At 55.3% G+C, this 20044-nt stretch carries 19 protein-coding genes; 10 read left to right on the forward strand and 9 right to left on the reverse strand.

The window, feature by feature from the left end:
- Positions 1–100 precede the first annotated feature (100 nt).
- The 4 genes from SHEW_RS03540 to SHEW_RS03555 all read left to right on the forward strand — a co-directional run bounded on the left by SHEW_RS03540 (position 101) and on the right by SHEW_RS03555 (position 3817).
- Positions 101–1174, forward strand: coding sequence for an endonuclease/exonuclease/phosphatase family protein (locus SHEW_RS03540; RefSeq protein ID WP_011864496.1), 1074 nt, complete (start codon positions 101–103; stop codon positions 1172–1174).
- Positions 1175–1363: 189 nt separating this feature from the next.
- Positions 1364–2497: an AI-2E family transporter gene (locus tag SHEW_RS03545; protein WP_011864497.1), complete on the forward strand. Its 1134-nt coding sequence runs from the start codon at positions 1364–1366 to the stop codon at positions 2495–2497.
- Between the two features lie 4 nt (positions 2498–2501).
- Positions 2502–3422, forward strand: a complete 921-nt coding sequence (locus SHEW_RS03550; protein ID WP_011864498.1) for a hypothetical protein — start codon at positions 2502–2504, stop codon at positions 3420–3422.
- Positions 3423–3613: 191 nt separating this feature from the next.
- Positions 3614–3817 (forward strand): hypothetical protein, encoded by a 204-nt coding sequence (locus SHEW_RS03555; RefSeq protein WP_041406367.1) that lies wholly within the window; start codon positions 3614–3616, stop codon positions 3815–3817.
- On the opposite strand, the gene SHEW_RS03560 is transcribed toward SHEW_RS03555, so the two are convergent.
- The 4 genes from SHEW_RS03560 to rihA form a co-directional block, all read right to left on the reverse strand.
- Entirely contained in the window at positions 3814–4755 is a 942-nt protein-coding gene (locus SHEW_RS03560) for a DMT family transporter (RefSeq protein ID WP_011864500.1), read from the reverse strand. The two genes, SHEW_RS03555 and SHEW_RS03560, sit on opposite strands and share 4 nt — an antisense overlap.
- 181 nt (positions 4756–4936) lie before the next feature.
- Positions 4937–5152 carry a ribosome alternative rescue factor ArfA gene (locus SHEW_RS03565; protein WP_011864501.1) on the reverse strand — a complete coding sequence of 72 codons (216 nt, stop codon included), beginning with the start codon at positions 5150–5152 and terminating at the stop codon, positions 4937–4939.
- 226 nt (positions 5153–5378) lie between these two features.
- Entirely contained in the window at positions 5379–6293 is a 915-nt protein-coding gene (gene rbsK, locus SHEW_RS03570) for a ribokinase (protein WP_011864502.1), read from the reverse strand.
- 43 nt (positions 6294–6336) lie between these two features.
- Positions 6337–7344, reverse strand: coding sequence for a pyrimidine-specific ribonucleoside hydrolase RihA (gene rihA, locus SHEW_RS03575; RefSeq protein ID WP_011864503.1), 1008 nt, complete (start codon positions 7342–7344; stop codon positions 6337–6339).
- A gap of 628 nt (positions 7345–7972) precedes the next feature.
- On the opposite strand from rihA, the gene SHEW_RS03580 reads away from it, so the two are divergent.
- Positions 7973–9355 (forward strand): Na+/H+ antiporter NhaC family protein, encoded by a 1383-nt coding sequence (locus tag SHEW_RS03580; protein WP_011864504.1) that lies wholly within the window; start codon positions 7973–7975, stop codon positions 9353–9355.
- 135 nt (positions 9356–9490) lie between these two features.
- Here SHEW_RS03580 and nhaD read toward each other — a convergent pair whose 3' ends face one another.
- Together nhaD and SHEW_RS03590 are read right to left on the reverse strand one after the other, a co-directional pair.
- On the reverse strand, positions 9491–10966 hold the full coding sequence (gene nhaD / locus SHEW_RS03585) for a sodium:proton antiporter NhaD (protein ID WP_011864505.1): 1476 nt from the start codon (positions 10964–10966) through the stop codon (positions 9491–9493).
- Between the two features lie 306 nt (positions 10967–11272).
- On the reverse strand, positions 11273–12133 hold the full coding sequence (locus SHEW_RS03590) for a pirin family protein (RefSeq protein WP_011864506.1): 861 nt from the start codon (positions 12131–12133) through the stop codon (positions 11273–11275).
- A gap of 357 nt (positions 12134–12490) precedes the next feature.
- Here SHEW_RS03590 and SHEW_RS03595 point away from each other — a divergent pair, with 357 nt between their 5' ends.
- From SHEW_RS03595 to SHEW_RS03620, 5 genes are all read left to right on the forward strand, one after another.
- On the forward strand, positions 12491–13072 hold the full coding sequence (locus tag SHEW_RS03595) for a hypothetical protein (RefSeq protein WP_011864507.1): 582 nt from the start codon (positions 12491–12493) through the stop codon (positions 13070–13072).
- Positions 13073–13086: 14 nt separating this feature from the next.
- Positions 13087–14169: a rhomboid family intramembrane serine protease gene (locus SHEW_RS03600; protein ID WP_011864508.1), complete on the forward strand. Its 1083-nt coding sequence runs from the start codon at positions 13087–13089 to the stop codon at positions 14167–14169.
- A 183-nt stretch (positions 14170–14352) separates the two neighbouring features.
- Positions 14353–14715 carry a response regulator gene (locus SHEW_RS03605; RefSeq protein ID WP_011864509.1) on the forward strand — a complete coding sequence of 121 codons (363 nt, stop codon included), beginning with the start codon at positions 14353–14355 and terminating at the stop codon, positions 14713–14715.
- A gap of 186 nt (positions 14716–14901) precedes the next feature.
- Positions 14902–15498 carry a hypothetical protein gene (locus SHEW_RS03610; RefSeq protein WP_011864510.1) on the forward strand — a complete coding sequence of 199 codons (597 nt, stop codon included), beginning with the start codon at positions 14902–14904 and terminating at the stop codon, positions 15496–15498.
- Between the two features lie 430 nt (positions 15499–15928).
- Entirely contained in the window at positions 15929–16744 is an 816-nt protein-coding gene (locus tag SHEW_RS03620; RefSeq protein WP_150099941.1) for a hypothetical protein, read from the forward strand.
- Positions 16745–16844: 100 nt separating this feature from the next.
- On the opposite strand, the gene SHEW_RS03625 is transcribed toward SHEW_RS03620, so the two are convergent.
- The 3 genes from SHEW_RS03625 to SHEW_RS03635 form a co-directional block, all read right to left on the reverse strand.
- Positions 16845–17522, reverse strand: a complete 678-nt coding sequence (locus SHEW_RS03625) for an SDR family NAD(P)-dependent oxidoreductase (protein ID WP_011864512.1) — start codon at positions 17520–17522, stop codon at positions 16845–16847.
- A gap of 142 nt (positions 17523–17664) precedes the next feature.
- Positions 17665–18144: a YbaK/EbsC family protein gene (locus SHEW_RS03630; protein WP_011864513.1), complete on the reverse strand. Its 480-nt coding sequence runs from the start codon at positions 18142–18144 to the stop codon at positions 17665–17667.
- 117 nt (positions 18145–18261) lie between these two features.
- A complete protein-coding gene (locus tag SHEW_RS03635) occupies positions 18262–19089 on the reverse strand; it encodes an SseB family protein (RefSeq protein ID WP_011864514.1) in 828 nt (275 codons plus the stop codon).
- Positions 19090–20044: the final 955 nt, after the last annotated feature.

Genomic DNA, 20044 nt, shown 5'->3' on the forward strand with positions numbered 1-20044 from the left:
CCGCGAGTAAGGGCTTTGCCGTTAGTATAGGTTTGGCCGCTAGTATAGGTTTGGCCGTTAGTATAGATTTGGCAGTTAGTAGAGGCGTAGAGGAGGGGACGTGACCCAAACGTCAGCAGCGGCGAGCCAGATACGGATCGCCAGTTTCAATCTGTACAACTTCATCGCGCCGCCCGACGCCTATTACGATTTTAATAACATCTACACTCAGGCCCAGTGGCAGCAGAAATGTGACTGGATAAGGCGCTATCTGGCGAGCCATGACCCCTGCGTCATCGGCTTTCAGGAGGTGTTTTCGATAGAAGCATTGCAAGCCCTGCTGGCCGAGGCGGGTTATCCCTATTTTGTTACCGTCGACAGACCCGAGGTCAGCGACGACTTCATCTATCGCCACCCAGTGCTGGCCTTGGCCAGCAAGTACCCCATCCTTAGTTATGAGCCATGCGACATAGATCAGACGGTCGCCAGCGTCATGGGGATCGCCCCCGGCTTTCAATACAGCCGCCTGCCCTTGAGGGCGACCATAGCGCTGCCGCATCTTGGCCCCTGCGACTGTTATCTGGTGCATTTTAAGTCCAAGCGGGCTCAGTTTGACCCCGAGTTAGCGGTGACGCCAGACTCGGGGAGTGAGCCGGCGGCGTCCCAGAGCGATAGCCTGACCATTGAGAAGAGTGAAGCCCTGTTTGCCATCGAGGCGGCGGCCAAGTGGGCTTCTTCGCTGATACGCGGCAGTGAGGCGAGCCTGCTGCGAGTCGCCATCGCCAGGCGCCGTATCGATACCCGCTATCCAGTGATCCTGATGGGCGATTTTAACGATAGCCTGGCCGGTGGCGTGCTGTCGGCCCTGGTGAGTGAGGATAGTCGCCTGCTTGGGGTCTTGGGTGAGGAGGCGTTTCAGGACTATCGTCTGCAGGATGCCTACCTGCTTCATGAGCGCTCCGAGTACAGCCCTACCTCGGTGGCGCGGGCCCCGACCCACTATCACCTTAATCGCGGCGAGGTGATCGACTATATCCTGCTCTCCAACGAATTCGATCCCCATAATCATCAGTGTCTGGCACAGGTGAGTCAGTATCACACCTATGATAGCCACCTGATCAATCCGCAATATGATCGCGACAGCCACAGCACAGATCACGCCCCCGTGATGGTCAGCCTCAAGATCAGGGAATAGGGCGAGGTCCAAAGAGGCAAAATGTGGGCTATATTCTTGTTTTACTTGTGGGATTAATTAACACTATCGGCTATATTTTGCTCAGACTAGGTGGTGAGGCCTAAAGCAAAGATTCTGTTTTAGCGTTTAACGCTTTGGGCCTTAGTCGGGTTATCGGTACGCACTTACACACGCTGGGAAGGAAAAGTTATGGACAATGAAGCCAAGGCGCAGCAGCGCAAAGAGTTTATCGGTAATATGACGGAGTCGGCGATTCGCATCGGCCTACTCGCCATCTTAGTGATCTGGACCTACGACATAGTGCGGCCCTTTATCGTGCCCGCCCTGTGGGGGGCCATCATCGCCGTCGCCCTGATGCCTTTGACCCACAGGCTGGAGCGTATGTTAAAGGGTCGTCGTGGCCTGGCCGCGACCCTTATTGCCCTGGTGGGGATAGCCCTATTGGTGACCCCTTTCGTGGTGGTCTCTGGCTCCATCTTCGAGGGGGTCTCCAACACCCTTAAGGTGCTGCAGAGCGGCGAGATCCACCTGCCAGAGCCGACCCAGCGGGTGGCAGAAATTCCCATCATAGGCGAGCGCCTGTTTGAGGTGTGGCATAACATCGCCAGCAACCTGGAGAAGGCGATATTGCACTTCCTGCCAGAGATCAAGGCGGGCTTCTCGGCGCTGGCCGGAGTGATAGGCAGCAGCCTGGCAACCCTGGTGATGTTTATCATCTCGCTACTGATCGCCGCCGGCTTCATGGCGAACTCAGAGCAGTGCGCAGCTGCCATGAGTAAAGTGGCGGTGCGGGCTGTCGGCCCCAATGCCCACGCCTGGACCAGTCTGACCGCCGCCACCATACGCAGTGTGCTCCTCGGGGTGGTCGGTGTCGCCTTCATCCAGGCCATGCTTATCGGCTCGGCCCTGTTTGTCTTCGGCCTGCCCGCCGCCGGACTGCTCACCCTGGTGGCCCTGTTCCTGGGGATCGCCCAACTGCCGGCGCTGATCATAGTGCTGCCCCTGATTGGCTATGCCTACTCCTCCATGGAGGGTACCTCGGCAACCATCTTCAGCGTGTGGATTTTCCTCGGCGGCATCTCGGACAATATCCTCAAGCCTATGTTGATGGGCCGGGGCGTGGATGTGCCCATGCCAGTGATACTGATAGGTGCCATCGGCGGCATGCTGTTTGCCGGGATCATCGGCCTCTTCCTGGGCGCCGTGGTGCTGGCCATCTGGTATGAACTCTTCATCGCCTGGCTAAATGGCGGTGAGCCCGAGGCGGTGTTGGCTCAGGCGGAAGCGCCTGAGTCACAGCGCGATGTCGAGGCGGCGGAGTAGGTCTATGCTGGATGCCGTCTGCCGGGTCGAGGGCCAGGCCGAGAAAACCTATTCTGTGTTTACCTTTCAGCGCCTCAGCGAGCAAGAGATAGAGGCGCTGCGCCAGCAGCTCTATTGCCCCGTGTGTGACGGCAAGGCCTATTTTCGCAAGGCCTCGCGTGACGGCAAGGCCGCCTGTTTCGGCTCTCGCTATCATCAGGTGGACTGCAGCGAGTTTAATCCCTCGGCCAGTCGCAAACAGGAGGAGCAAGATGCCCTGGAGGTGAATCAGCAGCTGCTGGAGAGTGACGCCCTGAAGATAGACTTCAGCATGCCGCTCAGGCGTAAGAGTCAACCAGCGCAGCAGGCTCAGGCCAAACAAGCTCAGGCGGATGGCGTGCAGAGCCCCAAGGGGAGTTATCTCGCTGAGGCTAATTCAAGAGCCGAGACTAAAACCGAAAATCAAGCCGAGCCCAAAGCTGAATCAGAGCACCAGTCGAAGGGCTCGCCAGAACCTAAGATAGCCGCCCAGGGGCTACAGAAACTTCTCCACAGTCTGTTGCGGGGCAGCGATCTGGCCAGCTCAGATCTCTGGGTCTATACCGACGACAAGTATCGCTGGCGGGCCAAGAACCTGTTCGTCAACTTTGCCGATGCCGAGCCCAACGAGCGTCACGCCCCACGCATGTATTGGGGTACCATCTCCCACGCCGACAAGGCGCTGCTCTGGCTCAATCCCGCCGACTGTAAGGATGTGGGCATCCCCATCGAAGAGGTGAAGGACGAGCTGTGTAAGAAATACGATATCCAGCAGCGGGAGGATCTCGAAGGCGCCGGTATCATTCTCTTCGGCAAATGCTTCTGGAACAAAGACAAGACCCGCAAGATCATCCAGCTGTGGAATAAGGACCTTAGTCGGCTGCATCTGGTGAAGGCCGAGGATTAGGAGGCGTTTTGCATTGCAAAGCGCATTTTCTTGACGCCGCCTGAGCTTTCCCCTCTGCTAAGCATCGTCAAATCATATTAACAACCCTTGCCGATTGAACCACTTGAGTGGCTTTCTCATGGATTGGTACGCCTTATGCTCAGCTAGGTTATCGAACCAGATACCTCAATTTTGAGGATAAGGAGTCGGCGATGAGGTTATGCAATCAAGCTCCCCTGCTGGGATTTGTGGTCAATCGGACCCTGTATGCCAGCAGCGAGGCCTACCGGCAACGTATCGATTATATCTGCAAGTTAATGCGTCTGGCGGGTGCGGACAGGCGCCAGTCTGACAAGGGCCAGGCAGACAAAGGCCACACCCGACGTGAGCGCCAGGCCAGCCTGATAAAGCGTTAGAGCTGTGAGGAGACCCTGGCTCTTCGTCGGGCCAGCAGGGTATCGCCCCACTGAAACAGGCCGAGCCCCGCCAGCACCAGGCCGGCACCTATCATCAGGGTCTGGGAGATCTGCTCATGATTCACCATTGCGCCTAGGGCCATGGCAAATACCGGGGTGATCAGTGTGACCAGGGCGACCGTGCTGGCGTTGAGGTGCTGCAGAATATAGAAGTAGCCGATGAAGCCTATCAGCGATCCGAAGATCCCCAGGTAGAAGATGGCGGCGATGGAGCGCGTCGACCAAGTATCCACCGGCAGGCTGGCATCGAATATCAACCAGGCCAGGGCAAACAGTGGGGTCGAAAACAGCAGGGCGCCGACCGTGCTGGCGATGGGGTGAATCGCCAGATCCACCGTCTTGATCAGCACGCCGCTGAGGCTGAAGAGAAACACGGCAAAGAGGATCAACACCAGGCCTATCCAGGTATCGCTGCCCAGGGCGAGCTTAGCCGAACAGACCACGCCCAGGCCGCAAAATGCCAGAATGAGCGCCATGATCCGCATGGGGCTGAATTTAGGTTCGTTTAGTAATCGCTGTGCTAACAGGCCTGATACCAGCGGGGAGAGGCCGAATAGCAACGACATGGTGCCCGAGGCCAGATAACGGGCGGCAAAATAGCTCAGCAACATGCCGCCCACTATGCCTATGGCCGAATAGGCGTAGAGCTTGAAGGCGGTGCGATGCCAGGGCAGGCGTATGCTGCTAAAGAGGATGATCAGGCTGCCAATGATTAGGGCGATCACCATGCGCGAGAGTACCGCCATGGTGGGATGTACCGTCTCGCTGCTCCAGACGATCCCCAAGGGGGTGGTGGACCAGATGAGCACCACGGCCAGAAACGAAACAGGCACCAGACGCGGCAGTTGAGCTGCGTCGGCTTGAGTAGGGGAAGACATGCTAGCAGGGCCCTGGTACAAAAATAAGCAAAGAGTGATAGAGGCGATTTTGACCCAGTTCGCACTGGAAAGCTATGGCCATGTGCGGCCTTGAGAAAAATTTATGATGGGCGGTTTATGGTAAAAGGCTAAAGGGGATGCAGGCCGAGTCGGATCTTTGGTTTCGACTCATTTCTTGGTGTCAAACGCAGGGGCTTAAAAAGTCAAAAGGGGCATTGCCCTTCAGCATATGCCCCTTTTGTTGTTGGCGTTTGTATGACCCTTTGCCTTTCTTGGGTTTCTCGACGCGCATCTTAAACAGTTCGCTGGTGACTATCGCCTGTAAGGCGTTGTCCTTGATGACGCCACGGCCGCTCTCGTGGGGAGCGTGCCCGTTGCGGCGCGATTGCTTGCTCATGATTTTTCCTCTTACTATCAGTATTAAACTGCCTGTATTGTCGTGCCTGACTCTGTCAGGCGGCGCAAGACTACTTCTTGATTGCTTAAAAAGCAAACAGTATTTTATCACAGATTAGTAAATAATGTTTTTGCTTTTGATTCAGTTGTTTACGTCTAAGCGTGTTGGATGGAATAGGGTTGACCCCTACCTCAAAGAAGAGGGCAAGGGTCAACCCCAAAGCTTGCTAGATATCTGCCAGTTCGTGGCGATAGGGGATGGCGCGCTGGGCACCGGCGCGGGTCACCGAGATGGCGGCGGCGCGGTGGGCAAAGGCGACCGCCTCCTCGACAGACTTGCCCTCGCCAAGGGCCACCATGAGGGCGCCGTTAAAGGTATCGCCGGCGGCGACCGTGTCTACGGCTTTCACCTGAACGCCTGGGATCAGGGCGCAATAGTCCTTGGTGCTGAGCAGGGCACCTTGCTTGCCCAGGGTGATGATCACCGTCTGCGGCCCGAATTGATGCAGCATCTGCGCCGCCATTCTGGCGCTCTGCTCATCGGTCACCTCTATGCCTGTGATGGCTTCGGCCTCTGTCTCGTTGGGGGTGATCACATCCACCAGGCGGAACAGATCTTTGCCGATCACCATGGCCGGCGCGGGATTGAGTATGGTGGTCACGCCATGCTTCTTGGCGTGCTTTAAGGCATCCAGCACAGTCACCGCCGGGGTCTCCAGCTGCACCAGCAGATAATCGGCCTTTTCGATCAGCTCAAGATGGGCCTCGAGCGCCTCGGGGGTCAGGGTCGCGTTGGCGCCGGCTGAGACGCCTATGATGTTCTCGCCTTTATCGGCGACGAAGATCATCGCCGTGCCTGTGGGTTGATCGTCCGTATAGGTGATGCCGTAGGGCATTATGCCATCTTGCTGCCAGGCCTGGGCCATCGCCTGACCTATGGCGTCCCGGCCCAGATGACAGATGAAGTCGACCCGGGTCTCGTCCTTGCTAAGGCGTGCGGCGGCCACCGCCTGATTAGCCCCCTTGCCGCCGTGTTCCAGCCTATAGCCGCGACTCATCAGAGTCTGTCCTGCGCTAGGCAGGTGTTCCAGGTTCATCACATGATCGGCATTGGCACTGCCGAGGATTAACAGTCTGGTCATAGTGTCCTCTCGCCTGAGGGGAGGGCGAACCCTCCCTAGGCTATTAATTATAGGCGCTGAGACAGTCGACAATCAGGTCGACGAAGCCTTGGCGATCTAAGTCAAACAGCACAGTGGCGTTAGCCGTCTTGCCGGTTAGCTGATAGCGATCCACCACCGTCATCCCTTGGGTATATTCACCCTTGGTCTCGACGCCGACCCAGCACTCCTGGGCGGTGAACAGCTCAGGTTTTAGCAGCCAGGCGATGGTGCAGGGATCGTGCAGCGGTGCGCCGGTGAAGCCCCACTTAGGATCTCTGTGGTAGATCATGAAGAAGTCCAGCAGCTCGGCGACACACTGGGCCACAGGGTTGGGGATGGCGCGGATCCGCTCGATATCCTCATCCATGATCTGCGCCTCGTGGGTCACGTCCAGGCCGCACATGGTGATAGGAATGCCCGATTTGAACACCATATCGGCCGCCTCTGGGTCGACGAAGATGTTGAACTCGGCGGCTGGGGTCCAGTTGCCAACCCCCGCGGCGCCGCCCATCAGCACGATTCGCTCCACCTTGCTGTGTAGCTCGGGATAGTTAGCGATAAACAGGGCGATATTGGTCAGTGGCCCGGAGGGCACTAAGGTTACGGGTACTGCGCTCTGACGCACCTTTTCGGCCATCAGCTCGATGGCGTTTTGCGTTAGGGGATCAAAGCTGGGATCTGGCAGCTTAGGGCCGTCGAGACCGCTTTCGCCGTGGACGTTGTCGGCGATAATCAGCTCCCTGGCCAGGGGCTTCACCGCGCCGCCGGCCACCGGCATGTCGGCGCGGTTGAGCAAGGTCAGGATGCGCAGGGCGTTGTTGAGGGTCTTGTCCGGCGTCTGGTTACCCGCGCTGGTGGTGACCGCCAACGGATTGAGGCGCTCGCTGCTCAGCGCCAGGATCAGGGAGATCGCATCGTCATGGCCTGGGTCGCAGTCGAGAATAATCGGGGTCGCCGAGGCGAGCGGGCGGATGGCTTTTGGAGAAGCGTTTGCTGCGTGAGAATGTGGGGCAGCGTTTGATTGAGTCATGGTCATGCTCCTTTGATTGACACCTGTGGCAGAGTAACACGCTTTAGGTGCGTGTCATCTTTGAGATGAAAATTTGTGATTGAGCAGACAAAGCATGTCTCTGGCCACAAGGATAAAGTGAAACCGACTCAGAGGCTTATCTATACGCGGCTTATCGACATGCCGGCATATCGAATTGCTGATGATGGCATTAGCCGCTTATCGAGTTGCTGGCGAATGGGGTTAGCGGTTGATTGGCCTTTTTGAGTAGTAATCCCGCCTTCGAAGATTAATTGAGCATGGCCTTATTAATTAAGCGCTTTCGCTGCATAAGCTTAATTTTGAAGGCGTGCGAAATTAGCGCATTCTATTTTGCTTATATTGTTATTTATCAATGGTTTGGTTTGTTTGTTTTTGAGGGCGAAAAATTATTTATCGCCGGATAACTATTTCTGATTGACTCAGTCTCCAATGCAGATTATTTTGCGCCCGATGTTTTAGCTGGGGTACAAAAATAAAGGCATGGTTCGCTAAGGGCGAACGTCGTTATGTCCATAATAAAGCAGCAATTAAGCGTATAAACTTTGGGGTTTTACGCCGAGTAAAATGAGTTTGCCGTATCGGCTCAATTTTAGAAGGACCTTAAGCCATGTCTGACGCGACAGCCTTAAGTCTTATCCCACCTGTGGTGGTCTTGGTGTTAGCGGTTTGGCTACGCCGTCCAATCCTTTCGTTAATCATAGGTGCCTTAGTGGGTCTTGTCTTGTATCAACCCGATCAGGTGCTGAATAACTTCTCCGATATCTCGCTCTCTGTCATGGCCGATGAAACCATAGGTTGGTTGATTCTGGTCTGTGGCGGTTTTGGCGCCCTGATCGCCCTCCTGGTTAAGACGGGGGGGTCTATGGCCTTCGGTCGCCATGCGCTCAAGTATGCCAAGGGGCCTAAGTCATCTCTGCTGATGACCTTTATCCTGGGCGTGGTGATCTTTATCGACGACTACCTCAATGCCTTGACTGTGGGGTCGACCATGAAGTCGGTGACCGACAAGTTTAAGGTGTCGCGGGAGATGCTGGCCTATGTGGTGGACTCTACCGCCGCGCCCATCTGTGTGCTGGTGCCGCTATCGACCTGGGCCGTCTTCTTCGGCGGCCTGCTGGTGGACAACGGCGTGGCGGGCGAGGGCCAGGGGATCAGCGTCTATATGTCGGCCATTCCTTACATGCTCTACGCCTGGTTGGCGGTGGCCATGGTGCTGCTGGTGATCCTGGGCATAGTGCCTGCTTTTGGCCCGATGAAGAAGGCGCAGCTGGCGGCCATGGCGGGTAAACCGGCCAAGGCGGTCGATGCCATCGACGAGGTGCAGACCTCGGATGATTACAGCGTCAAGGCGATCGAAGAGGAGTTTAAGCATGCCGATAATCTGGGCAAGCTGCATAACTTCATGGTGCCAATAATCTTGCTGGTGGGCTTTACCGTCTACTTCGACATCGACGTGCTCAAGGGGCTGATCGCCACGTTGGCGGTGACCCTGCCTTACTATGGCGTGCAGCGTCTGATGCCTCTGTCAGAGATGATGGAGCAGATGCTCGACGGCTTTAAGTCTATGCTGCCGGCCATAGGCACGGTTATCGCCGCCTTCGTGTTTAAGGATGTCTGTGACAAGCTGATGCTGCCGCAATATGTGATTGGCAATCTGAGCCCCTTCATGACCTCACAGTGGCTGCCGGCCGTGGTCTTCCTGACCATGTCGATTCTGGCCTTCGCCACTGGCTCTAGCTGGGGGATCTTCGCGGTATCTATCCCTATCGTGATGCCTCTGGCCCAGGCGGTGAATGCCGATATTCCTCTGGTGATCGGCGCCTTGTTGTCGGCCTCATCCTTCGGTAGTCAGGCCTGTTTCTATTCTGACTCTACCGTGCTGGCGGCCCAGGGCTCAGACTGTAACCTGGTGAGCCATGCGGTGACCCAGCTGCCCTACGCTCTGCTGGCGGCGGGACTGACCTTTATCGGTTTCCTTATCTTGGCCTAAGTCAGTAAGAGTACTGCAAGAGAAAGGGGCGTTGACTAGTCTAGTCAACGCCCCTTTTGATTAACCCATAGGGTGACTATAGGTAATCTAACTTTTTCATTCCTTCACGCTACATGCTACATACGACACTCGGACTTAGAACAGTGAGCTGTTGAGCCAGAGATGCACCAGGATACTGGCGATGTAGCCCAGGGCGATCACGGGCGTCCACTTGAGGTGGCTGGCGAAGGTGTAGATGCCGCGGGCCTGTCCCATCAGGGCCACACCGGCGGCGCTGCCGATAGAGAGCAGGCTACCGCCCACCCCTGCGGTCAGGGTCACCAACAGCCATTGGCCAAGGGCCATCTCAGGGTTCATGGTCAGCACGGCAAACATTACAGGGATGTTATCCACGATTGAGGAGAGTACACCCACGGCGATGTTCGCATAGGTCACGTCCCAATGGGTATACATGGCCTCGGACACCAGGCTGAGGTAGCCCATGAAGCCCAGGCCACCGACACAGAGCACCACACCGTAGAAGAAGAGCAGGGTATCCCACTCGGCGCGGGCGATGCGGCTGAACACATCGAAGGGCACCACGTTACCCAGCTGCTCCAGGCGCTTGAGGTTGTTGTCGCGCTCCGCCTGCTCTTTGGCCTTGAGCACCGCCTTGGGGAAGCTCTTACGCAGGTAGAAGCCGAAGAACTGCAGGAAGCCGAGGCCCGTCATCATGCCCAGCACGGGTGGTAGACCCAGCACGCTGTGGGTGCAGACGGCGGTGGCTATGGTGAGCAAGAACAGGCCGACTATGCGTCTGGCGCCGCGCTTCATCATCACCTTCTCCTCTTCCGCTTCTTGTACCTGATTGACGATGAAGGCGCTCATAATCGCCGCCGGCACCAGGAAGTTAACCAGGGATGGGATGAAGAGATCGACAAACTGCTCGAAATGCACCACGCCTTTTTGCCACACCATCAGGGTGGTGATATCGCCGAAGGGGCTGAAGGCACCGCCGGCGTTGGCCGCCACCACTATGTTGATACAGGCCAGGGCGATAAACTTCTTGTTGTCGCCGCCCACCTTCATCACTACGGCGCACATCAACAGGGCCGTGGTCAGGTTATCGGCGATGGGGGAGATAAAGAAGGCCATGAAGCCGGTGAGCCAGAAGACGGTGCGCTGACTAAAGCCCTTGCCCACCATCCAGGCCCGCAGGGCGTCAAACAGGTTGCGCTCCTCCATGGCGTTGATATAGGTCATGGCAACCAGCAGGAAGAGCAGCAGCTCGGCATACTCCAATAGGTTGTGCTTGAAGGCGGTCTCGGAGAGTTCCGACATGCCATGCTGCACATAGATGTAACCTATGATGCCCCAGATCAAACCGGCGGCGACCAGCACTGGCTTGGATTTGCGCAGATGCAGCACCTCTTCACCCATCACCAGCAGATAGGCCAGGACGAAGATCACCACGGCGACATAGCCGGCGCCGGTGGCGGTGAGATCTAACAGCTGCCCATGGGCCTCGCCACTGCTGGCAAAGACAGCCGGGCTAAACAGTGCGGCCAAACATATAACTAAGCTTGCTAAGGTACTGGCAAGGTTGCCAAAGTGGGGCTTAAGGTTTCTCATTAAGTATTCTCTGTGTTAGGAATAGCTTAAAAATTACCACAGCTTTCCTGCTGTAAATTTTGATGCGCCTCAAGTTTATGTGTATTAGTTACGGCTAAGTCACATAAAATTGACAAAATTATGTATGAAAAATAAATATTTACCTACAAAGTGGTAATAAACCTATCATCAGAATTGTGACGATTGCGCGTTTTGCGTTGTTAGAAAGTTAGCACAGGATCACGCTTTTGGCGCCTGCGGATGCTGCTGAATTTACATAAAAAAAGAGGACCCTGGGTCCTCGTTTTGTGTGGTTTATCTCAGGCATTAGGCCTTGATGCTGCCAAATCGCCCCGCCTGATAGTCGGCGATCGCCTGCTGGATCTCCTGTTCAGTGTTCATCACGAAGGGACCCATGTGCACTATCTTCTCGCGAATGGGTTGACCGGCAAACAGCAGGGCACCGGCGCCTTGTTCGCCCGCTTTAAGCGTGATGAGCTGCTGGCTATCGACAATCAGATATTGCCCCGCGCTATAGGTTTTCTGCGGCGCCGACTGGCTGACTATCTCTCCCTGATAGAGGTAGAGGCCGACATATTCGCGTTCATGCAAGTCCAGCTGGGCCGAGCCATTTGACGCCAGCATGAGATCGGCAATCTTGCCTGCACCTGCCAAGGTTTGAATCGGCGCATCGATGGGAGCGGCCCCCGTTAGCTGCCAGCTGCCGGCCAGGGCGCGCAGCTTGGCGCCACTGTCGTTTTCGGTCTCGGGCAGCGGCTCATCCGTGCTGTCGCGATAGATGGCCGGGCGCATCTTCTCCTTGGTGGGCATGTTGAGCCAGATCTGGAAGCCGTGCAGGCCATCCTGGGCGTCGGCCAGGGGCATCTCAGAGTGCACCACGCCGCTGCCGGTGCTCATCCACTGCACATCGCCTGCCTTGATCGCCTTGACGTTCCCCAGTTGATCCCTGTGCTCGAAGCCGCCCTTACGGATATAGGTAAAGGTCTCTATGCCGCGGTGAGGGTGGGGCGGGAAGCCACCAATATAGTCGTTGGCGTCGTCTGACTTGATCTCGTCCAGCATCAGGAAGGGATCGAAGCGGGTATTCATAAAATCGGCCACACGGCGGATGTTGACGCCGTCGCCATCCATAGCCGGGCGGGCGGTAAATTGGCTGATCACTTTCATCTTTAGTACCTCATGATTAGGAACCGCCTGGTGCTGCTTCAGTACTGCTTTAGTGCTGCTTAAGTGTAGCTGGCGGGAATGGGATCAGCCTATCACTGGATTAATCGAACGAATATTACTAAATACCGCATATTAGATTCTAAAAAATAGGATGATTAGCCGAGTTGTTGCTAGGCAATTGGCTAAGGCCGAGTGAGGGTTTTATCAAGAATAAGATTGGTAATCCTTGTTTTTGTTATCAAAATTTAATCTCTCTGTACAAAATCATCATCGGCCTGTGTTAGTATCCGCGCTTGCCTCGCTTCCCCCATTATTGTCTTGGGCGGCGAGCCTGTTATTTGTTACCGGAGCCTGGATATGGATGTTAATGACAAAGCCGCCTTGGATGAGGGCAAGCGCTTTCCCCGTTTGGACAATAGGGAGCTGGTAAAGACCAGCTTTTGGATCAGCCAGATCTTCATGATCATCGCCACGGTCGCCGGCGTCTATCTGGCGGCTCAGGAGGGATTGTCTCAGGCGATTACCTTCGATAATCTGACCAACAAACAGAACAACTATTACCTGCGTCATGCCCTGTATGACGAGGTGCAGGATAATGTCGGCATCATCAACGAGTACGCCGACTTCATCGCGGGTAAGGCGCCTTTTGACATCAAGAATCACAGGCCTGCGCTGGCCACCTTCGTGTGGGAGAATATGCGCTACTCGCCCTATACCCTGGAGACACCGCCTCAGCTGCTGTCGCAGACGCGGCGCTTCTACCTGCAGGTGAACGATATCATCGGCAAGATAGAGGGGCGTGTCTATGGCGCCAAGTACGGCGGCGACCTGCTCAAGGCCCAGACCAAAGCGATGAGCGACGACACCCTGCCGGCATTGAAGGCCAACTACACTGCTCTGGCCGATGAGCTGAGACGCAACGACATCACAGTAGATTAGGAAAGGAACTCCCCATGACCAATATCTGTCCGGGTTGCCACGATGGGCGACTGAGAGTGTTTAAATTTCACGGCGAAGAGGTAGATTGCTGCCGCCAGTGCGGTGGCCTCTGGTTCGAGAATGGTGAGCTCAACGCCGCCCTGTCTAAGGCCGATAACGGCGACGACAACGTGCGCATCGAAGAGACCCTAGGCGATCAACTGGGGATCTCCAGTCGCTGCTGCCATCGTTGCGACCTTGCCATGCAGCGCTATCATCTGATGGCTGGCTATGAGATAGAGGTGGATCTGTGCCACGGCTGTAGCGGCATCTGGATAGACGAGCATGAGCGCACCAAGGTGGTACAGTCGCCCAAGGTGCGGCAACTGCTGGAGGAGTTGAATGGCAGCATCAGCGTCAAGACCTGGCTGTTCCAGTTCCTCTCTAAGATGCCGGTGGAGTTTAACCTCAAGCCTAAGTCTACGCCCCTGGTGACCTATCTGCTGCTGGCGCTCAATATCCTGATCTTCTTCGCCTACGGCTTTAACCTGAGCACCACAGATATGGTGTTTGAGAACTTTGCCATGCGTTCCAACGATCTGCTTGCAGGACACCATCCCTGGAGCCTGGTGAGTCATATGTTTCTTCATGGTGACATCATGCACCTGGCGGGCAACATGTATTTCCTCTATGTGGTGGGGGATAACCTGGAAGATGTGCTGGGCCGCACTAAGTTTTTCGCGCTCTATCTCCTGTGTGGCCTGGCGGCTGCTGCGGCGCAGATCGCCGCCGATCCGGGCTCCGGCATCTATATGGTAGGCGCCAGCGGCGCCATCGCCGGCCTGTTCGGCATGTACCTCATGTGGTTCCGCCATGCCAGCCTGACCTTCATGTTTGTGGTGTTTCAGAAGAAGCTCAGTCCTATGGCCTTCTTCGCCATCTGGCTAGGCTTCAACATCTTTGGTCTTGTCATGGCCGGTCAGGGCGTGGCCTACTGGGCCCATATAGGTGGCTTCGTGATGGGACTTATCCTGGGCGTGACCCTAAAGACTCGGGTGATGAATAATAACCCTATGCTGGCGCTGCTCAACGAGCCAGAGGTGAAGATCGCCCGCTAGCTATCTTATGGTGATTTAAGGCCCCGTCTGTTGATGGGGCTTTTTTATGGGCGCGTTTTTTGTGGCTGAAACTTAAGCGAAAATGCCGGGTCTAAGCTGTAGGCTTAACGAGTCGTGGCAGGCTGGTATTCCCGCCAGACTTGGATACAATGTAATCAATTTAACAGCGAGAGCGAGAGATAAATGTCCAGAGCGAAAATCTTGATCATAGATGACGATCCCGTCTGCACCGGGATATTACTCGCCATGCTGGGGGACGACTATGACGTGACCTCGGTGAACTCGGGGAGCGGTGGCATAGAAGTGCTGAAATCCCTGACGCCGGATCTCATCCTGCTGGATATCACCATGCCCCATGTCAACGGCTATCAGGTGATCCAGTATCTTAAGGGCAGCGAGGAGACCGCCAAGATCCCCTTGGTGGTGATAAGCTCGCTGGCGGAGCAGTCGGACAAAGACTTTGCCCTCAAGCTGGGGGTGGATGACTATATCACCAAACCTGTGATGCCAGATGCGATTCAGGAGATGATAGAGGCCTATCTCTAATCCATATTCAGGCCTCTGTCTTGATTAGATCTGCATGCCTGAGCCTTTTATCTATCGACTTTTTTCTCACTAGACAGGCCAGACTGGGCTGAGCTATCTTATGGCGGCAACAAGGATGTCACCGCCTGGTCGACCGACCATCACCGGCTCTTAACATCACCGATTTTTCACATCAATAAGGGATTAATGATGAAAGCAACACTCTTACTACCACTGTTTTTTATCCTCACCAGCGCCCAAGGCACCGAGCTGCCCGACAACGCCCCCTATGACTTGGCTAGCATGGAGGTGGACGTCGATAAATTTATCGAGATGAATGTTTCGCATATGAAAGCCGGCGGCGACTTTACCGCCATGGAGCAGGTATCTGGGATCGACAGCGGCAAGCTGGAGCGTGGTTACCGCAGCGCCATGAAGTTTTGTTTCGATAAGTATGAGCAGATGACAGAAGAGAACGCCGACGCCTTGTCCAACTGTTTCATCGACCAGACCGCCACAGAGGTGGGCGTGACTAATCAGCAGTTTTACGCCTGGCTGGATGAGCTCGACCGTCAGGATGCCGCTAATCCCGACTCCTTGGATGCTATTTTTGATGAGATGGATAGGGTTAGCGAAGCCATCTATGCCCTGCAGGATAAGCCCGAGCGCAGCGCGGCGGATGAGGCGCAGCTCGAGGCGTTAGAGCGTCAGCTTATCGAACTCACCGAGAAGCGTGACCGGGTACAGGCCGAGGAGACAGAGGCGGTAGCCGCAGAGATGGAAGCCATCTTCAAGCGCAAGTAATCCAAGGTTAATCGCGCGGCAAACTGCGTGAATAGCCTAATCGATAACAGGCTCGGTACTGAATTTGTCTTCAGGCCGAGCCTTTCTCTTTATGGATAGGGTTAGCAGTATCTCGAATGCCAATTCGAGTGCAAGTTCTAGTGCTAGCTTTAGTGTCTGCTTTTGTTTAAGTCTCGCTGATTCTTGCAGCCGCCTTGCCTGGCTATTTTCCAAGAGTATGCTTGGCATAATCGGGAAGTATTACAGCGCAGATTTTCTAGTATGGATTTGTTACGGATGACAAACTCAAATCAAGGAGATTGCGATGAAAAAAACAATTGCACGCTGCCTATGCTTAACCGCCTTCTATTGCGTAAACCTCCAGGCGACTCAGCTATATGTTTGTGATAATTGTACTCAGACGAAACTTAACGCCCTGATAGAGATAAATGTGGAAGCGACTCATTCCCTAGAGACGAGTGGCTCTGAAATAAGTGGCGCTGAAAAAAATGCTTATGAGAGTCTGGTTGTCCTGGACAGAGAGAAGGCGACGGTGACCGAGTTCAGGCTGCGCTACGCAGAAGATAGTCCGGCGACCGCTTCGGCCCCCTATGTTGTCGAGATTAATAGCGACAAGCCACACCTGCTCGAAGCCGCTAGCGCATTGGCCGAACTCAAGGCCATCAATTTGCAGCTAGCCAAACAGGCAAAGCAGGGCATTAAATTGCCGCCAGATACGGGGTTTATCACGGTTGCCGACACCTTAAGGGAGACCGCCGATTTTGAGGGCGTTCTAGCGACCGACTTAAGTAGCGCAGATCTCTCAAGACTCAATGAACGGGTCACCCGGTTGAGTCATCAGGTGCAACGACTCGGTAATGCGCTCGGTTTTAGCTACCGAAATGTTGCGACCATCTTGGGGCTTTTGACGCAAGAGCGTTCCTGGGTCGTCAGTTTATCAGACTCCTCCCAAATCCTGGTCGATATCCGTCTAAAGGCATTCGATGATCAATTGCGATTAGCCTTCAAAGCCATTCCCGAACTGGCAAGAGACAACCTAGGTAAACGAGTGCCGCTTTCTGAGATAGCCAGTGACGGTTATGGTTTCGGTGGAAGTCTGGCTCAGGCACAGAGTTACGCCGAGCTGATGCGAGGCATGGGGATCGAAGGCTCGGTTCCTAACAAGCACGGCAAGATCTACTGTACAGTCACCAAGCAGGCAGGAGCCCGGCCGGATAAGACCAGCTATGGCTTCGCCTGTAACTAGGGGGTAACAAAAAGGCTCGGTACTGAATTTGCCTTCAGTCCGAGCCTTTGTTGTTCTTCTGCTGTTAGTCTAACTTAGCGCTAGCCCAACCCAGCCCAGCCTAACCCCTGGCGATGGTGATATCGGCAATATGGCCATGGGCGGTGGCCTTCAAGGCGCCCTGTAACATCTCGGCGGCTTCGTCTGCGCTCATGAAGCTGGAGGTATCGAGAGACTTACCGCTGCTTGGCCAGAAGCCTGTGTCCATGCCGCCGGGATAGACGGCGATGATCTTCATCGGCTTGCCCTTGAGTTCCAGACGTACCGACTCGATAAAGCCGCGTACCGCCCATTTCGCCGCGCAGTAGGTCGACTCCCCCGCCTTGGGCTGCTGGGCCGCCGTCGACATCACCACCACCAGATGCAGCGGCGTGTCCTGATAGCGTTTCACCAGTTCGCGTACCAGCAAGATGCTGGAGGTGACGTTGTTCTGCATCAGCTTGTGGATCTCATCGGCCTGCTGCTCGGCGATGGGGCCGAAGTAGCCGCTGCCGGCGCAGTGGATAACAGTGTCGAGTGCGGCGCCGCCGCTCATGGTCGCCAGGGTGTCGAGTAATGTCGCGACGCCCTGCTCATCACAAAGATCGGCCGCTAGCGGGTGCAGATTCGTTGACGCTTGTGCGACGCCGGCCAGTCTGGCCTGGTTGCGACCCGAGATCATCACCTGCTCGCCCTGATCGGCGTATCGCTTGGCCAGGGCTGCCCCCAGGCCGCTGCTGGCACCGGTAATTAATATCATGATTCATTCACTTAGAAGCTGTGTTAGGTTGACCTATTATGCCGTAACTGGCCCTCGATGCCAGTGGCCGGCTCATCCAAGCGCTGTGAGCGTGAGCCTGGGCAGAAAAAAGGGAAGCCGCGGCTTCCCCGATAAGTGGGTGCTAGTGGATGCTCTGATAGCTGAATCTCAGGTGTTTTGCGTCTTTGATCAGCTTGATGAAATCTTCGCGGCTGAGCCTGACCAGGCTGGTGTGATCGCCGGCCTCTAGGTAGAGCTCCTTGGCCTCGATCAGTAGGTCGTCATAGATGGTCTCGATATTGTAGGCCGCGCCGAGGGAGGGGATGGCGCCATGCTCGCAATCGTCAAACATCTGATAGACGGTTTGCTCCTTCACCAGATGCAGATCGCGGTTGAGCTTGTCGCCCAGCGCCTTGAGGTTGATCTTATGATTGGTGGGGAGCACAGCCATGACTCTGCGTCCCTGATGATCCTCCAGAATCACCCCCTTGGCGACTTGGGCGGGGGCCAGCTGGGCGGCAATGGCCGAACTGATAGAGTTGTGGCTGTGGCGGTGCAGCACTATCTCATAGTTCACTTCATGTTCCGCCAGGTAGTGATTTAAGCGGTTTGAAATACTCATATACTTGCCTCGTTAACGTTGTGAAACGTTATCGCTAAGTATAGTTCAGCCAGGCCCCAATGCTGGCTGAGTAGCGCTTGTCATCGATTAAGTCACCCGCCGAGTCTGGCTTGCCGATCAGCTAAACCAGGTCTTGAATTTGCTCAGCAGCGAAGGGCGATAGAAGGGCTCAAGCTTCTTCAGGCAAAAGTCGCTTATCTCATCATGTTTGTCACTTCTCAGCAGGTAGGGGCGTATCTCCCAGCCATGAAGCTCAATCTCTCTATGTAGGTTGCGGCAATCGCTGCGAATGCGGCTGAAATCATCGCTAATCCTGTCTCCCTCCAAGGTGAGCGCCAGGGTGAAGGCGCTGTCTGTGCCGCCGCGGCGGATATCCAGCTCGCATGACTCGATGAAATAGCCCGCCTTGACGCTGGGGTAGTTAGCCAATATTTGGTGCACCGCGCCAAACATGGGCAGCCCATCATCAAGAACCTTGCCCAGCAGCAGGAGCTGATTGCCCTGGGGGAGTAGCGCCATGTCGGGCAGCAACATATAGCGGATCTCATCGCTGCTGACGACTTTCGATAGATTGCTATTGGGGTTGAGTGCCATATCCATCTGGTTGCTCAGCAGCAGCTGAAATGCCTGAGGCGCATCTATCTCAATCTGACCGTGAAATTCGCTGCCCTCACTCTCCATTATGGCCTTGGCCTGATCGACTGCCTCCTGGGAGGTAAACAGCGGGACGAAGTAGTGCACCTGATCATCGCTGACGGGAATGTGCCATTGCATGATGGAGAGCTCAGTGGTGCCATCGGCCTGAGGAGCTTCTTGGCCATCGCTCAGCAGGTAGAGCCTGGCCTTGATCAGCTGTTCATAGAGGGCTTTGGCCTGGGTGTGATCGGCAAGTGCCGCCTGCAGGGCGGTTTCGAGCGCATTGCTCGGGGTGAGTGTGACTTCCATTTTCTTAAATCCTTGTTGCCAGCTGGTAGAGACCAGACATCCTGGTGAGTAGGCATAGTAGATCAAGGTGTTAGCTGGGTCTAGGGGGAGTGGGGGCAAACTTAGTTTAGGGAAATAATGTTGTGGGTCTTCAACCCATACCTGGGTATGTGCGGCCTTACGGCCGAGGTAAGTCGTGGAACTCCGTTCCACACCAGGGCAAGAGGGAGATCAACAGCAATCCCCCTCTTGCATCTCCCCCTGCCGCCCCAGACGAAGTTACATGCATTGGTTAGGAGCCTCGTGCTTATGGATAAATCGTTATCGCTTCCGAAGGATGCATCCCTGCACCTGCGGAAGCTAGCCGGGCATCCATGCCCGCCTCACCCGATTTATTCCAACGCCCTTCGGCAACTTCGAGGGGGATTTACTGTAGCCACAACCGGTAATGATAGGAGGTTAGCTTGCCAGTTGAGGGATGTGATTAGAGCAAACTTTGTTTGGATATTAACGTCGTGGGATTCCATCCCACACCCGCGCAAAAGGGGGAGCTTCAGCAATCCCCAAATATATCCCTATATAAAAGCCAGTTCGGCATCCCTGCCTCTCGTTCGTAAGCACAATCATCAAAGATGATTATTCACCTTGCATCTCCCCGTGCCGTCCCAGACGAAGTTAACTGCATTGGTTAGGAGCCTCATACTCCAATGAGAATCGCCTAACGACTCGGATGGGACTCCTGTCCCCCCGAGCCTTAGCCATCGTCCATGATGGCTATACGGCATTTTCATCTACGCATTTCGGCTCTGGCATCCTGCTTCGCTCTACCTTCTGCATCCATGCAGTCGTCGGCAACTTCGATGGGGATTTGTTGTAGCCACAACCAGTATTGTTTCTTCGGTGACATGGTTGTGTCGATTTTGTCGAGGTGGGTAGGGACGGAGGTTTGTCGGGCTATGGTCATAACTGTGGTTTT

Origin of the sequence: Shewanella loihica PV-4 (genome assembly GCF_000016065.1) — a bacterium.
Classification (GTDB): Bacteria; Pseudomonadota; Gammaproteobacteria; order Enterobacterales; family Shewanellaceae; genus Shewanella; species Shewanella loihica.